A 12,275-nucleotide genomic window follows, 5' to 3' on the forward strand; every position below is an offset into this window, starting at 1 on the left:
GAATGAACGGCCAGAATATCCGCATCCGCCTGAAGGCGTTTGATCACCGGATCCTCGATGCCTCCACGCGCGAGATCGTGTCGACCGCCAAGCGCACCGGCGCTTCCGTACGCGGTCCGGTTCCGCTGCCGACCCGCATCGAAAAGTTCACTGTCAACCGGTCGCCCCACGTTGACAAGAAGAGCCGCGAGCAGTTCGAGATGCGCACGCACAAGCGCCTCCTCGACATCGTGGACCCGACCCCGCAGACGGTTGACGCGCTGATGAAGCTCGATCTCGCCGCCGGTGTCGACGTAGAAATCAAGCTGTAAAAGCCTGAAAGTCCGGCGCAAGCCGAAACAACAAGGAAGGTACGTGGCCGCATGGCCAACGTCTTCTAGAAACGGGAAACCAAAGGACATCATGTCCGGATGGAATCCTTAAACAAGAGGCAAGAAGGGGCTTCGCGCTCCTAAAGGACTCTCAAAAGGAATGAACCTATGCGTTCAGGTGTGATTGCACAGAAAGTGGGAATGACACGCGTCTACAACGATGCGGGTGAGCATATCCCGGTAACAGTACTGCGTCTGGAAAACTGCCAGGTGGTAGCCCAGCGCACGGAAGACAAGAACGGCTACACGGCTGTTCAGCTCGGCGCCGGTTCCTCGAAGGTGAAGAACACCTCGAAGGCCATGCGCGGCAACTTTGCTGCCGCCAGCGTTGAGCCGAAGGCGAAGCTCGCCGAGTTCCGCGTTTCCGCCGACAACCTCATCGAAGTCGGCAGCGAGATCGTTGCTTCGCACTTCGTTGCTGGCCAGCTCGTTGACGTCACCGGCACGACCCAGGGTAAGGGTTTCGCCGGTGCCATCAAGCGCCACAACTTCGGTGGTCTGCGTGCAACGCACGGCGTTTCCGTCTCGCACCGTTCGCACGGTTCGACGGGTAACAACCAGGACCCGGGCAAGGTCTGGAAGGGCAAGCGCATGGCTGGTCACATGGGCCAGACGCGCGTCACCACCCAGAACCTGGAAGTCGTCTCCACCGACGAAGCCCGCGGCCTCATCCTCGTCAAGGGTGCAGTTCCCGGTTCCAAGGGCGCATGGATCCTCGTTCGCGATGCAGTGAAGTCCGGTGCTCCGGAAGCCGCTCCGCGTCCGGCAGGCGTCCGCGCCGCAGAAGCTAAGTAAGGGAGCCTTGATTATGGATCTGACCGTCAAAACCCTCGAGGGCAAGGACGCAGGGAAGGTTTCTCTTTCCGACGCAATCTTCGGCCTCGAAGTCCGTGAGGACATCATTGCCCGCATGGTGCGCTACCAGCTCGCTGCCAAGCGCCAGGGCACCCATCAGTCTCTGACCCGCGGCGAAGTTTCCCGCACGGGTGCAAAGATGTTCAAGCAGAAGGGTACGGGCCGCGCCCGCCATCACTCTGCACGCGCTCCGCAGTTCCGCGGCGGTGGTAAGGCTCATGGTCCGGTTTCCCGCGACCATTCCTACGACCTGCCGAAGAAGGTCCGCGCTCTGGCCCTGCGCCATGCGCTGTCCGCCAAGGCGAAGGCTGAAGAGCTGATCATCGTTGACAACCTGGTTGCCAACGAAGCCAAGACCAAGGCTCTTGCCGGTGCATTCGCCGGCCTCGGCCTGACCAACGCTCTCATCATCGGTGGCGCCGAGCTTGACGCAAACTTCAAGCTGGCCGCTCAGAACATCCCGAATATCGATGTTCTTCCGGTTCAGGGCATCAACGTTTATGACATCCTGCGCCGCGGCAAGCTCGTGCTTTCCAAGGCTGCGGTTGAAGCTCTGGAGGAGCGGTTCAAATGACTGATCTTCGCCACTACGATGTGATCCGTACTCCCGTGATCACGGAAAAGTCGACGCTGGTTTCTGAACAGAACCAGGTTGTATTCAACGTCGCCAAGGACGCCTCGAAGCCTGAAATCAAGGCTGCCGTCGAAGCGCTCTTCGGTGTGAAGGTCAAGGCCGTGAACACGCTGGTCCGCAAGGGCAAGACGAAGCGTTTCCGTGGCTTTGCCGGCAAGCAGTCGGACGTCAAGAAGGCCGTCGTCACGCTCGTTGACGGTCAGTCCATCGACGTCTCCACCGGACTGTGAGGGTAAACGACAATGGCATTGAAGAATTACAACCCCACGACCCCGAGCCAGCGTCAGCTGGTCATCGTGGACCGTTCCGGCCTCTACAAGGGCAAGCCGGTCAAGTCGCTGACGCAGGGTCTGACCTCCAAGGGCGGCCGCAACAACATGGGCCGCATCACCGTTCGCTTTATCGGCGGCGGTCACAAGCGGACCTACCGTCTCGTCGACTTCAAGCGTCGCAAGTTTGACGTTGAAGGCACGATCGCGCGTCTCGAGTATGACCCGAACCGCACGGCGTTCATCGCACTGGTGGACTACGCCGACGGCGAACAGGCCTACATCCTTGCTCCGCAGCGTATCGCTGAAGGCGACAAGGTCATCGCTTCCGACAAGGCAGTGGACGTGAAGCCCGGCAACACCATGCCGCTTCAGTTCATCCCGGTCGGCACGATCATCCACAACGTCGAACTGAAGCCCGGCAAGGGCGGTCAGGTCGCCCGTTCGGCTGGCGCTTACGCCCAGCTCGTCGGCCGCGACCAGGGCATGGCGATCCTTCGTCTGAACTCGGGCGAACAGCGCCTCGTTCATGCGACCTGCCTCGCCACGATCGGCGCAGTGTCCAACCCGGACCACGGCAACATCAACGACGGCAAGGCCGGTCGTTCGCGCTGGCGCGGCAAGCGTCCGCACGTTCGCGGCGTCGTCATGAACCCGGTCGACCACCCGCATGGTGGTGGTGAAGGCCGTACGTCGGGTGGTCGCCATCCGGTGACCCCGTGGGGCAAGCCCACCAAGGGCAAGCGCACCCGTTCGAACAAGTCCACGGACAAGTTCATCATGCGCTCGCGCCACCAGAAGAAGAAGTAAGAGAGGTAGTCATAATGGCTCGTTCAGTTTGGAAAGGCCCGTTTGTTGACGGCTATCTTCTCAAGAAGGCTGAGAAGGTCCGCGAAGGCGGTCGTGCGGAAGTGATCAAGATCTGGAGCCGTCGCTCCACGATCCTGCCGCAGTTCGTTGGTCTGACGTTTGGCGTCTACAACGGCAGCAAGCATATCCCGGTTGCTGTCAATGAAGACATGGTCGGCCACAAGTTCGGTGAATTCGCTCCGACCCGTACCTACTACGGTCACGGCGCGGACAAGAAGGCGAAGAGGAAGTAATCATGGGTAAGGCTAAGACCGAACGCCGGCTTGCCGACAACGAAGCGCAGGCAATTGCCCGCACGCTTCGCGTAAGCCCCCAGAAGCTCAACCTTGTTGCCGCGACCATTCGCGGCAAGAAGGTCGACAAGGCTCTCGCCGAGCTTGAATTCTCGCGCAAGCGCATTGCCGCCCAGGTCAAGAAGACCCTGGAATCGGCCATCGCGAACGCTGAAAACAACCACGATCTCGACGTCGACTCGCTCGTTGTCGCAGAGGCTTATGTTGGCAAGTCGATCGTCATGAAGCGTTTCCACGCTCGTGGCCGCGGCCGTGCATCGCGTATCGAAAAGCCCTTCGCGCACCTGACGATCATCGTTCGGGAAGTTGAACAAGGGGAGGCCGCATAATGGGCCAGAAGATTAATCCGATCGGCTTCCGCCTCGGCATCAACCGTACCTGGGACAGCCGTTGGTTCGCCGACAACGCCGAATACGGCCAGCTGCTTCATGAAGACCTGGCCATCCGCGCCTACCTCATGGAAGAGCTGAAGGCTGCCGGCATCGCCAAGGTGGTCATCGAGCGTCCGCACAAGAAGTGCCGCGTCACGATCCACTCGGCTCGTCCGGGCCTGATCATCGGCAAGAAGGGCGCAGACATCGAGAAGCTTCGCAAGAAGATCTCGACGATGACGAACTCCGAAACGCACCTCAACATCGTTGAAGTGCGCAAGCCGGAAATCGACTCGACGCTCGTCGCCCAGTCGATCGCCCAGCAGCTCGAGCGCCGCGTGGCTTTCCGCCGTGCGATGAAGCGTGCCGTTCAGTCGGCCATGCGTCTCGGCGCCGAAGGCATCAAGATCACCTGCGCCGGCCGTCTCGGCGGTGCAGAAATCGCACGCACCGAGTGGTATCGCGAAGGTCGCGTTCCGCTTCACACGCTCCGCGCCGACATCGACTATGGTGTAGCCGAAGCTGAAACCGCGTTTGGCATCTGCGGCATCAAGGTCTGGATCTTCAAGGGCGAAATCCTTGAACACGACCCGATGGCCTCTGAGCGCCGCGCAACCGAAAGCGACGCGCAAGGGTCGAACAACCGTGAACGTGGTGAGCGTAACGAGCGCCGCCGCGAGAACGCTTGATCTACGCTGGCGAAAGATAAGCTCGGAGAAGTAAGAAAATGTTGCAGCCAAAGCGTACAAAATACCGCAAGCAGTTCAAGGGCCGCATCCATGGCGTTGCCAAGGGCGGTTTTGACCTGGCTTTCGGAGAATTCGGCCTGAAGTCGCAGGAGCCGAACCGCGTCAATGCTCGCGAGATCGAAGCGGCCCGCCGCGCGATCACGCGTTACATGAAGCGCGCCGGTCGCGTATGGATCCGCGTATTCCCTGACGTTCCGGTCACCAAGAAGCCGACCGAAGTCCGCATGGGTAAGGGTAAGGGTTCGGTCGAATACTGGGCAGCCAAGGTCAAGCCCGGCCGGATCATGTTCGAAATCGATGGTGTCAGCGAAGAAATCGCCCGCGAGGCGCTTCGTCTCGGCGCCGCCAAGCTCTCTGTCAAGACGCGCTTCGTGCAGCGTATTGCAGAGTAAGGAGTGACTGAGATGAAAGCTTCCGACGTCCGCTCGTTGAGCGCCGATCAGTTGAACGATGAGCTTGCCAAGCTGAAGAAGGAGCAGTTCAACCTGCGCTTCCAGAAGGCAACCGGCCAGCTCGAGAAAGCAGCCCGCGTGAAGGAAGTCCGCAAGGACATCGCACGCATCAAGACCATTGCGGCCCAAAAGGCAGCAGAAGCCAAGGCTTGAAGGATACAATAATATGCCGAAACGCATTCTGCAGGGCACCGTAGTCAGCGACAAGAACGACAAGACCGTTGTCGTTCGCGTCGAACGCCGTTTTGCCCATCCCCTGCTTCAGAAGACCGTTCGCCGGTCCAAGAAGTACAAGGCGCATGACGAAACCAACCAGTACAAGGTCGGCGACGTCGTTTCCATCGAGGAATGCGCACCGATCTCCAAGGATAAGCGCTGGACGGTTGTTGCCGCCCAGTGAATTATGAAGATTTCGGGCAGGGGCCTTGCCTTTGTCCCAGAAATCTGTATGAAGCAGCCATTGGCGTGAAGGACGCTGGAATCAGCGTCCTTTTGCTTTACGCGCTCGGCAGGTCCTTGATTGGATACCACCTTGCAAAAGATCCTTCCGCGCGAAAAAACATCCAGGCGTGTTCCCGAAAGCCGGTTTCGGTGTTCGGTCTAAGAACATGCCGCTTTGAATGTGTCCATAAGCTGGAATAGGGGCCTCTCAGAGGCCAACCGTTCCGGTCAATAATAGAAGGCGACCTGACATGATTCAGATGCAGACTAACCTCGACGTTGCCGACAATTCCGGCGCACGTCGTGTCATGTGCATCAAGGTGCTGGGCGGCTCCAAGCGCAAGTACGCTTCCATCGGCGACATCATTGTCGTTTCGATCAAGGAAGCCATCCCGCGCGGCCGCGTCAAGAAGGGTGACGTGATGAAGGCGGTTGTCGTGCGCACCGCCAAGGACATCCGTCGTCCGGACGGCAGCGTCATCCGCTTCGATAACAACGCAGCCGTTCTTATCGACAACAAGAAAGAGCCGATCGGCACCCGTATCTTCGGACCGGTTCCGCGCGAACTTCGCGCCAAGAACCACATGAAGATCATCTCGCTGGCTCCGGAAGTGCTGTAAGGAGCTGACCGATGCAAAAGATTCGTAAAGGCGACAAGGTTGTCGTTCTGACCGGCAAGGACAAGGGCAAGTCTGGCGAAGTCGTCAGCGTCAGCCCGAAGGAAAACCGCGCGGTCGTCCGTGGCGTCAACGTTGTTGTTCGTCACCAGAAGCAGACGCAGACCCAGGAAGCTGGTCTCGTCCGTAAGGAGGCCTCCATCGACCTCTCCAACCTCGCGATCGCCGACCCCAAGGACGGCAAGCCGACCCGCGTCGGTTTCAAGATCGAAGGCGACAAGAAGGTTCGTGTGGCCAAGCGTTCGGGAGTTGTGATCGATGGCTGAGACCAAGTACGAGCCCCGGCTCAAGAAGGACTACGTTGAGCGTATCCGCAAGGCGATGCAGGAGCAGTTCTCCTACGCCAACGAGATGCAGATTCCGAAGCTCGACAAGATCGTCATCAACATGGGTGTGGGCGAGGCAACTGCCGACTCCAAGAAGCCCACGGTTGCTGCCGCTGACCTCACGGCAATCGCCGGCCAGAAGGCCGTCGTGACCCGCGCCCGCAACTCGATTGCAGGCTTCAAGGTTCGTGAGAATATGCCGATCGGCGCAAAGGTCACCCTGCGCGGCGCTCGCATGTATGAATTCCTTGACCGTCTCGTGAACATCGCTCTCCCGCGCGTTCGCGACTTCCGGGGCCTGAACCCGAAGAGCTTTGACGGCCGTGGCAACTTCGCCATGGGCATCAAGGAGCACATTGTGTTCCCTGAAATCAACTACGACAAGGTTGATCAGATGTGGGGCATGGACATCATCGTTTGTACGACGGCTACCAAGGACGACGAAGCACGGGCTCTTCTGAAAGAGTTCAACTTCCCGTTCCGCGCGTAATCGTTACGGCAAGCGTTTAGAAGGAAGCACAAAATGGCGAAAGTCAGCGCAGTCGAAAAGAACAAGCGCCGCCGCAAGCTGGTAGCCGGTCAGGCTAACAAGCGCGCCGCGCTCAAGGCTGTGATCATGAACCAGGAACTGCCCATCGAGGAGCGGTTCAAGGCAACCCTGAAGCTTGCGGCTCTGCCGCGCAATGGCTCCAAGACCCGCATCCGTAACCGTTGCGAAGTCACCGGCCGTCCGCGCGCTTACTACCGTAAGCTCAAGATGTCGCGTATCGCGCTCCGTGAACTTGGCAACTTCGGCTCCGTGCCGGGCCTCGTCAAGTCGAGCTGGTAAGAGGGAGACAGGCAAATGACGATGACTGATCCTCTGGGCGATATGCTCACACGTATCCGCAACGGCGTATCCCGCCGCAAGTCCTCCGTAACGACGCCGGCTTCCAAGCTGCGCGCTCGCGTACTGGATGTCCTGCAGGCTGAAGGCTACATCCGCGGCTACTCCGAAGTGACGTTCGACAACGGCAAGACCGAACTGTCGATCGAACTGAAGTACTACGAAGGCGCGTCCGTGATCCGTGAGATCGCCCGCGTTTCCAAGCCGGGCCGCCGGGTTTATGTCTCGGTCAAGTCCATTCCGCAGGTCGCGAACGGCCTCGGCATCACCATCCTTTCGACTCCGAAGGGTGTGATGGCCGATCACCAGGCTCGCGAACAGAATGTTGGTGGCGAGGTTCTCTGCTCGGTCTTCTAAGACTGAGCAGGATCTCCATAACGAACAGACAGGTTTGATAAAATGTCTCGTATCGGTAAAAAGCCCGTTCCGGTCCCTGCAGGTGTGACGGCTTCTGTCGAAGGACAGAAGGTTTCCGCAAAGGGCCCGAAGGGCGAGCTGCACTTCGTCGTCAATGACGAAGTCCTCGTAAAGTTCGAAGATAACGCTGTCGTAGTCACGCCGGCGACGCAGTCGAAGGACGCTCGGTCGAAGTGGGGCATGTCCCGCACGATGATCGAGAACATCTTCAAGGGCGTCAAGGAAGGCTACGAGCGCAAGCTCGAAATCAACGGCGTCGGTTACCGCGCAGCGCTCCAGGGCAAGAACCTGCAGCTCGCGCTCGGCTTCTCGCACGACGTGATCTATGAGCCGCCGCAGGGCATCACCATTGCCGTTCCGAAGCCGACGGAAATCGTCGTCTCCGGCATCGACAAGCAGATTGTCGGCCAGGTCGCTGCAGAAATCCGCGAATATCGTGGCCCCGAACCCTACAAGGGCAAGGGCGTCAAGTACGCTGGTGAACGCATCGTCCGCAAGGAAGGCAAGAAGAAGTAAGGATAACGCGATATGGCTAGCAGGAAAGAAACTCTTGTGCGTCGCGCCAGCCGCGTTCGCCGTCAGCTCAAGAAGGTGGCCAATGGCCGCGCGCGGCTCTCCGTACACCGCACTTCGAAGAACATCTACGCCCAGATCATCGATGACGTTGCCGGCCGCACGCTGGCAGCTGCTTCGACCCTCGACACCGGCCTCAAGTCTTCGCTGAAGACCGGCGCCGATGTTGCTGCCGCCGCCGCCGTTGGCAAGCTCGTCGCCGAGCGTGCTGCTGCTGCCGGCGTCAAGTCGGTCGTCTTCGATCGTGGCGCCTTCCTCTACCACGGCCGCGTCAAGGCGCTCGCCGAGGCAGCCCGCGAAGGCGGTCTGGAGTTCTAAGTTCGGATCCGGGGCGTTATTGCCCCGGTTTCCATTCTCGGGATTAAACCCGAATTCGCCGGATCGGCTTGCACCTCAAGAGAGGGCAGGGCGGTCCATCATTGTTTGCCGATTGCACCCGGAAAAGAAAAAGGAAAAGGACAATGGCACAGAAAGAACGTGCACCGCGCGAAGAGCGTCAGGGCCGTGAAGAGCGCGACAGCGAATTTGTCGACAAGCTCGTAGCAATCAACCGCGTCGCCAAGGTGGTCAAGGGTGGCCGTCGTTTCGGCTTCGCAGCACTCGTTGTCGTCGGCGACCAGAAGGGCCGCGTCGGCTTCGGTCACGGCAAGGCTCGTGAAGTGCCGGAAGCGATCCGCAAGGCAACCGAGTCCGCCAAGCGTGACCTGATCTTCGTTCCGCTGCGCGATGGCCGCACGCTGCACCACGACGTGCACGGCCGCCACGGCGCCGGCAAGGTTCTGCTCCGCTCGGCCAAGGCCGGTACGGGCATCATCGCAGGCGGCCCGATGCGCGCCGTTTTCGAAACGCTCGGCATGCATGACGTCGTCGCCAAGTCGACCGGTTCGTCGAACCCCTACAACATGGTTCGCGCAACCTTCGACGCCCTCAAGCATCAGGTTCACCCGAAGGACATCGCAGCTCAGCGCGGCATCAAGTATGCTACGCTTCAGGCTCGCCGTGCTGCCTCGGGCGCTTCCTCTGAAGAATAAGGGGATTTGATCCATGGCTAAGAAAGCAACCGCTGCCGCCAAGAAGACCCTGATCGTGGAACAGATCGGCTCGCCGATCCGTCGCCCCGACGTTCAGCAGAGAACGCTGATCGGTCTCGGCCTCAACAAGATGCACCGCCGTCGTGAACTGGAAGACACCCCTTCCGTTCGTGGCATGATCCGTGCCGTCAGCCACCTCGTTCGCATCGTCGAAGAGAAGTAAGACGGGGAGACCAAGATGAAACTCAACGAAATCAAGGACAACGAAGGCGCTCTGCCTTCGAAGAAGCGCCTGGGCCGCGGTATCGGCTCCGGCAAGGGCAAGACCGGTGGTCGCGGCGTCAAGGGTCAGAAGGCTCGTTCGGGCGTTGCCATCAACGGCTTCGAAGGCGGCCAGATGCCAATCTACCGCCGTCTGCCGAAGCGCGGCTTCAACAACATCTTCGCGAGCGAATACGTCACCGTCTCGGTTGGCCGTATCCAGGCCGCGATCGATGCCAAGAAGCTCGACACCAAGAAGACGATCGATGCCGCTGCCCTCGTGGCTGCCGGCGTTCTGCGCCGCGCCAAGGACGGCGTCCGCGTTCTGTCGGACGGCGAACTGAAGGCCAAGGTCGAACTCGAAGTCAGCGGCATCTCCAAGGCTGCAGCTGAAAAGATCGAGAAGGCCGGCGGTTCGGTCAAGATTCTCGGCGAAGCTGCTGCGGAATAATCATTGAAAATTGATCGCCCGGTGTCTTCACACCGGGCGATTTTGCTTCCATATGAAAGCCTCGCGGTTTCGGCATCGATCCTTCGACATCCGGGACGCAACCAGAGCGCGGGTGAGGCATCGGGCGGCGGATCGTCGCATGGAGGCCTGCGTTTCGACCGGGCCGGTTTACAAAAGCGCTTTTTCGTTTGACTTCTGCCCGAAACAATTGAATTCAAGGCATGCCTGTGGCGATGAGCTGCGGCGTATGGGAACTGGGTCGTCGCCGACCCGCCGCTGGTGAGCGGTGAGGGGCGAGGGCCGTGCGGAGAAATAGATGGCGTCTGCAGCGGAACAATTGGCTTCAAACCTGAATTTTTCGACCTTTGCCAAGGCTGAAGATCTTAAGAAGCGACTCTGGTTTACTCTCGGCGCGCTCCTGGTGTACCGCCTCGGTACCTATATCCCGCTTCCGGGCCTCAATCCCGACGCCTTTGCGAACGCCTTCAAGGGCCAGTCCGGCGGCATCCTCGGCCTGTTCAACATGTTCTCGGGCGGCGCCGTGTCGCGCATGGCGATCTTCGCGCTCGGCATCATGCCGTATATCTCCGCCTCGATCATCGTTCAGCTCATGACCTCGGTCGTGCCCGCGCTTGAAAACCTGAAGAAGGAAGGCGAGCAGGGCCGCAAGGTCATCAACCAGTACACCCGCTACGGCACGGTGCTGCTCGGTACGCTGCAGGCCTATGGCATTGCGGTGGGCCTCGAGCATTCCAACGGTGTTGTCGCTGATCCGGGCTGGTTCTTCCGCATTTCCACCGTCGTGACCCTTCTCGGCGGCACCATGTTCCTGATGTGGCTGGGTGAGCAGATCACCTCGCGCGGCATCGGTAACGGCATTTCGCTGATCATCTTCTCCGGCATCGTCGCCAACCTGCCGCATGCACTGGCCGGTACGCTCGAACTTGGTCGCACCGGTGCTCTGTCGACAGGCGTGATTCTCGCCGTCCTCATCGTTGCCGTTCTGGTCATTGCCTGTATCGTCTTCATGGAGCGCGCCCAGCGCCGGCTTCTGATCCAGTATCCGAAGCGCCAGGTCGGCAACCGCATGTTCCAGGGCGACACGTCGCACCTGCCGCTGAAGCTGAATACCGCAGGCGTGATCCCGGCGATCTTTGCCTCGTCGCTGCTGCTGCTGCCCGCGACGCTGGCTGGCTTCTCGAACGCGTCCAACCTGCCGTCCTGGGCAACGACCGCGATTGCAGCGCTCGGCCACGGCCAGCCGCTTTACATGGTCGCCTATGCTGCGCTCATCGCCTTCTTCTCGTTCTTCTACACGGCCATCGTCTTCAATCCTACCGACACGGCCGATAACCTCAAGAAGCATGGCGGCTTCATTCCCGGCTATCGCCCCGGCGAGCGCACGGCACAGTATATCGACTACGTCCTGACCCGCATCACCGTCATCGGCGCGATCTACATGGTTCTGGTGTGCATCCTGCCGGAAATTCTCATCGCTGAGACAGGCGTGCCATTCTACCTTGGTGGTACATCGCTTTTGATTGTTGTCAGCGTCACCCTCGATACGGTAGCACAGATTCAAGGTCATCTTATTGCACAACAGTATGAGGGCCTTATCAAGAAGTCGAAGCTCCGTGGAGGAAAGAGGGGAAAATGAGACTGATTCTTATAGGCCCGCCGGGCGCTGGTAAGGGAACCCAGGCCCAGCGGATCGTGGAGAAGCACGGCATTCCGCAGCTCTCCACGGGGGACATGCTGCGTGCCGCCGTCAAGGCTGGCACGGAAGTCGGCAAGCGCGCCAAGGCTCTCATGGATGCCGGATCGCTCGTCAACGACGATGTTGTCATCGGTATCGTGTCCGAGCGCATCGACCAGCCGGACTGCGCCAAGGGTTTCATTCTCGACGGTTTCCCCCGCACGCTCGTTCAGGCCGACGCCACCGAGAAGATGCTCTCTTCCAAGGGCATGAAGCTTGACGTGGTCATCGAGATGCAGGTTGACGACAGCGTGCTTGTTGATCGCGTCTCCGGCCGCTACACCTGCGCCAACTGTGGCACCGGTTATCATGATCGCCTGCAGAAGCCGAAGGTGGAAGGCGTCTGCGACAAGTGCGGTTCGACCGAGTTCAAGCGTCGTCCGGATGACAACGCCGAGACGATGACGACTCGCCTGCGGGCCTATTACAAGGAAACGTCGCCGCTGATCGGCTACTACCACGCGAAGGGTCTTCTGAAGTCCATCGACGGCATGGCAGAAATTGACGAGGTCACCGCCTCGATCGAAACAATTCTCGGGAAGCTCTGAGCTTTCCGAAAATTTCTAGGCGGAACGGTTGCTTTTTTGCAGCG

General features: G+C 59.8%; 23 protein-coding genes. All 23 read left to right on the forward strand.

The window, feature by feature from the left end; genetic code table 11:
• Positions 1-2 precede the first annotated feature (2 nt).
• The 23 genes from rpsJ (at position 3) to LQK83_RS08125 (ending at position 12,231) form a co-directional block, all read left to right on the forward strand.
• Entirely contained in the window at positions 3-311 is a 309-nt protein-coding gene (rpsJ, locus tag LQK83_RS08015) for a 30S ribosomal protein S10 (RefSeq protein ID WP_003507767.1), read from the forward strand.
• 168 nt (positions 312-479) lie between these two features.
• A complete protein-coding gene (gene rplC, locus LQK83_RS08020; RefSeq protein WP_109857969.1) occupies positions 480-1,166 on the forward strand; it encodes a 50S ribosomal protein L3 in 687 nt (228 codons plus the stop codon).
• Positions 1,167-1,179: 13 nt separating this feature from the next.
• A complete protein-coding gene (rplD, locus tag LQK83_RS08025) occupies positions 1,180-1,800 on the forward strand; it encodes a 50S ribosomal protein L4 (protein ID WP_109857968.1) in 621 nt (206 codons plus the stop codon).
• Positions 1,797-2,090, forward strand: a complete 294-nt coding sequence (locus tag LQK83_RS08030; RefSeq protein WP_109857967.1) for a 50S ribosomal protein L23 — start codon at positions 1,797-1,799, stop codon at positions 2,088-2,090. The genes rplD and LQK83_RS08030 overlap by 4 nt, the downstream gene beginning before the upstream one ends.
• Before the next feature lie 12 nt (positions 2,091-2,102).
• Entirely contained in the window at positions 2,103-2,939 is an 837-nt protein-coding gene (gene rplB, locus LQK83_RS08035) for a 50S ribosomal protein L2 (RefSeq protein ID WP_230836878.1), read from the forward strand.
• Positions 2,940-2,953: 14 nt separating this feature from the next.
• Positions 2,954-3,232, forward strand: coding sequence for a 30S ribosomal protein S19 (gene rpsS, locus LQK83_RS08040; RefSeq protein ID WP_109857965.1), 279 nt, complete (start codon positions 2,954-2,956; stop codon positions 3,230-3,232).
• 2 nt (positions 3,233-3,234) lie between these two features.
• Complete coding sequence (gene rplV, locus LQK83_RS08045; protein ID WP_109857964.1) at positions 3,235-3,621, forward strand: 50S ribosomal protein L22; 387 nt, start codon at positions 3,235-3,237, stop codon at positions 3,619-3,621.
• Complete coding sequence (rpsC, locus tag LQK83_RS08050; protein WP_112627628.1) at positions 3,621-4,352, forward strand: 30S ribosomal protein S3; 732 nt, start codon at positions 3,621-3,623, stop codon at positions 4,350-4,352. Before rplV ends, rpsC begins: the two co-directional genes overlap by 1 nt.
• A 38-nt stretch (positions 4,353-4,390) precedes the next feature.
• Positions 4,391-4,804, forward strand: coding sequence for a 50S ribosomal protein L16 (gene rplP / locus LQK83_RS08055; RefSeq protein ID WP_109857962.1), 414 nt, complete (start codon positions 4,391-4,393; stop codon positions 4,802-4,804).
• A gap of 12 nt (positions 4,805-4,816) precedes the next feature.
• Positions 4,817-5,017, forward strand: a complete 201-nt coding sequence (rpmC, locus tag LQK83_RS08060; RefSeq protein ID WP_230826915.1) for a 50S ribosomal protein L29 — start codon at positions 4,817-4,819, stop codon at positions 5,015-5,017.
• Between the two features lie 13 nt (positions 5,018-5,030).
• Positions 5,031-5,264: a 30S ribosomal protein S17 gene (rpsQ, locus tag LQK83_RS08065; RefSeq protein WP_109857960.1), complete on the forward strand. Its 234-nt coding sequence runs from the start codon at positions 5,031-5,033 to the stop codon at positions 5,262-5,264.
• Positions 5,265-5,556: 292 nt separating this feature from the next.
• A complete protein-coding gene (gene rplN / locus LQK83_RS08070; RefSeq protein WP_007770138.1) occupies positions 5,557-5,925 on the forward strand; it encodes a 50S ribosomal protein L14 in 369 nt (122 codons plus the stop codon).
• Between the two features lie 11 nt (positions 5,926-5,936).
• Positions 5,937-6,248 carry a 50S ribosomal protein L24 gene (gene rplX, locus LQK83_RS08075; RefSeq protein ID WP_109857959.1) on the forward strand — a complete coding sequence of 104 codons (312 nt, stop codon included), beginning with the start codon at positions 5,937-5,939 and terminating at the stop codon, positions 6,246-6,248.
• Positions 6,241-6,798: a 50S ribosomal protein L5 gene (rplE, locus tag LQK83_RS08080; RefSeq protein ID WP_109857958.1), complete on the forward strand. Its 558-nt coding sequence runs from the start codon at positions 6,241-6,243 to the stop codon at positions 6,796-6,798. The genes rplX and rplE overlap by 8 nt, the downstream gene beginning before the upstream one ends.
• A gap of 33 nt (positions 6,799-6,831) precedes the next feature.
• Positions 6,832-7,137, forward strand: a complete 306-nt coding sequence (rpsN, locus tag LQK83_RS08085) for a 30S ribosomal protein S14 (protein ID WP_109857957.1) — start codon at positions 6,832-6,834, stop codon at positions 7,135-7,137.
• A 15-nt stretch (positions 7,138-7,152) separates the two neighbouring features.
• Positions 7,153-7,551 carry a 30S ribosomal protein S8 gene (rpsH, locus tag LQK83_RS08090; protein WP_109857956.1) on the forward strand — a complete coding sequence of 133 codons (399 nt, stop codon included), beginning with the start codon at positions 7,153-7,155 and terminating at the stop codon, positions 7,549-7,551.
• 42 nt (positions 7,552-7,593) lie between these two features.
• Complete coding sequence (rplF, locus tag LQK83_RS08095) at positions 7,594-8,127, forward strand: 50S ribosomal protein L6 (protein WP_230836880.1); 534 nt, start codon at positions 7,594-7,596, stop codon at positions 8,125-8,127.
• Between the two features lie 12 nt (positions 8,128-8,139).
• Positions 8,140-8,502 carry a 50S ribosomal protein L18 gene (gene rplR, locus LQK83_RS08100; protein ID WP_109857954.1) on the forward strand — a complete coding sequence of 121 codons (363 nt, stop codon included), beginning with the start codon at positions 8,140-8,142 and terminating at the stop codon, positions 8,500-8,502.
• Positions 8,503-8,645: 143 nt separating this feature from the next.
• Complete coding sequence (gene rpsE / locus LQK83_RS08105) at positions 8,646-9,215, forward strand: 30S ribosomal protein S5 (protein WP_109857953.1); 570 nt, start codon at positions 8,646-8,648, stop codon at positions 9,213-9,215.
• A gap of 13 nt (positions 9,216-9,228) precedes the next feature.
• Entirely contained in the window at positions 9,229-9,438 is a 210-nt protein-coding gene (rpmD, locus tag LQK83_RS08110) for a 50S ribosomal protein L30 (RefSeq protein WP_109857952.1), read from the forward strand.
• A 15-nt stretch (positions 9,439-9,453) separates the two neighbouring features.
• Positions 9,454-9,927 (forward strand): 50S ribosomal protein L15, encoded by a 474-nt coding sequence (gene rplO, locus LQK83_RS08115; protein WP_230836882.1) that lies wholly within the window; start codon positions 9,454-9,456, stop codon positions 9,925-9,927.
• Positions 9,928-10,243: 316 nt separating this feature from the next.
• Positions 10,244-11,584, forward strand: a complete 1,341-nt coding sequence (gene secY / locus LQK83_RS08120) for a preprotein translocase subunit SecY (protein WP_230836884.1) — start codon at positions 10,244-10,246, stop codon at positions 11,582-11,584.
• Positions 11,581-12,231, forward strand: a complete 651-nt coding sequence (locus tag LQK83_RS08125) for an adenylate kinase (RefSeq protein WP_230836885.1) — start codon at positions 11,581-11,583, stop codon at positions 12,229-12,231. The genes secY and LQK83_RS08125 overlap by 4 nt, the downstream gene beginning before the upstream one ends.
• Positions 12,232-12,275 lie beyond the last annotated feature (44 nt).

This window comes from Rhizobium sp. C1 (genome assembly GCF_021026335.1).
Classification (GTDB): Bacteria; Pseudomonadota; Alphaproteobacteria; order Rhizobiales; family Rhizobiaceae; genus Ensifer_A.

What these genes read in the sequence shown, in the direction of transcription:
- rpsJ (WP_003507767.1), top strand. Translation starts at nt 3, where the DNA reads ATGAACGGCCAGAATATCCGCATCCGCCTGAAGGCGTTTGATCACCGG.
- rplC (WP_109857969.1), top strand. Translation starts at nt 480, where the DNA reads ATGCGTTCAGGTGTGATTGCACAGAAAGTGGGAATGACACGCGTCTAC.
- rplD (WP_109857968.1), top strand. Translation starts at nt 1,180, where the DNA reads ATGGATCTGACCGTCAAAACCCTCGAGGGCAAGGACGCAGGGAAGGTT.
- LQK83_RS08030 (WP_109857967.1), top strand. Translation starts at nt 1,797, where the DNA reads ATGACTGATCTTCGCCACTACGATGTGATCCGTACTCCCGTGATCACG.
- rplB (WP_230836878.1), top strand. Translation starts at nt 2,103, where the DNA reads ATGGCATTGAAGAATTACAACCCCACGACCCCGAGCCAGCGTCAGCTG.
- rpsS (WP_109857965.1), top strand. Translation starts at nt 2,954, where the DNA reads ATGGCTCGTTCAGTTTGGAAAGGCCCGTTTGTTGACGGCTATCTTCTC.
- rplV (WP_109857964.1), top strand. Translation starts at nt 3,235, where the DNA reads ATGGGTAAGGCTAAGACCGAACGCCGGCTTGCCGACAACGAAGCGCAG.
- rpsC (WP_112627628.1), top strand. Translation starts at nt 3,621, where the DNA reads ATGGGCCAGAAGATTAATCCGATCGGCTTCCGCCTCGGCATCAACCGT.
- rplP (WP_109857962.1), top strand. Translation starts at nt 4,391, where the DNA reads ATGTTGCAGCCAAAGCGTACAAAATACCGCAAGCAGTTCAAGGGCCGC.
- rpmC (WP_230826915.1), top strand. Translation starts at nt 4,817, where the DNA reads ATGAAAGCTTCCGACGTCCGCTCGTTGAGCGCCGATCAGTTGAACGAT.
- rpsQ (WP_109857960.1), top strand. Translation starts at nt 5,031, where the DNA reads ATGCCGAAACGCATTCTGCAGGGCACCGTAGTCAGCGACAAGAACGAC.
- rplN (WP_007770138.1), top strand. Translation starts at nt 5,557, where the DNA reads ATGATTCAGATGCAGACTAACCTCGACGTTGCCGACAATTCCGGCGCA.
- rplX (WP_109857959.1), top strand. Translation starts at nt 5,937, where the DNA reads ATGCAAAAGATTCGTAAAGGCGACAAGGTTGTCGTTCTGACCGGCAAG.
- rplE (WP_109857958.1), top strand. Translation starts at nt 6,241, where the DNA reads ATGGCTGAGACCAAGTACGAGCCCCGGCTCAAGAAGGACTACGTTGAG.
- rpsN (WP_109857957.1), top strand. Translation starts at nt 6,832, where the DNA reads ATGGCGAAAGTCAGCGCAGTCGAAAAGAACAAGCGCCGCCGCAAGCTG.
- rpsH (WP_109857956.1), top strand. Translation starts at nt 7,153, where the DNA reads ATGACGATGACTGATCCTCTGGGCGATATGCTCACACGTATCCGCAAC.
- rplF (WP_230836880.1), top strand. Translation starts at nt 7,594, where the DNA reads ATGTCTCGTATCGGTAAAAAGCCCGTTCCGGTCCCTGCAGGTGTGACG.
- rplR (WP_109857954.1), top strand. Translation starts at nt 8,140, where the DNA reads ATGGCTAGCAGGAAAGAAACTCTTGTGCGTCGCGCCAGCCGCGTTCGC.
- rpsE (WP_109857953.1), top strand. Translation starts at nt 8,646, where the DNA reads ATGGCACAGAAAGAACGTGCACCGCGCGAAGAGCGTCAGGGCCGTGAA.
- rpmD (WP_109857952.1), top strand. Translation starts at nt 9,229, where the DNA reads ATGGCTAAGAAAGCAACCGCTGCCGCCAAGAAGACCCTGATCGTGGAA.
- rplO (WP_230836882.1), top strand. Translation starts at nt 9,454, where the DNA reads ATGAAACTCAACGAAATCAAGGACAACGAAGGCGCTCTGCCTTCGAAG.
- secY (WP_230836884.1), top strand. Translation starts at nt 10,244, where the DNA reads ATGGCGTCTGCAGCGGAACAATTGGCTTCAAACCTGAATTTTTCGACC.
- LQK83_RS08125 (WP_230836885.1), top strand. Translation starts at nt 11,581, where the DNA reads ATGAGACTGATTCTTATAGGCCCGCCGGGCGCTGGTAAGGGAACCCAG.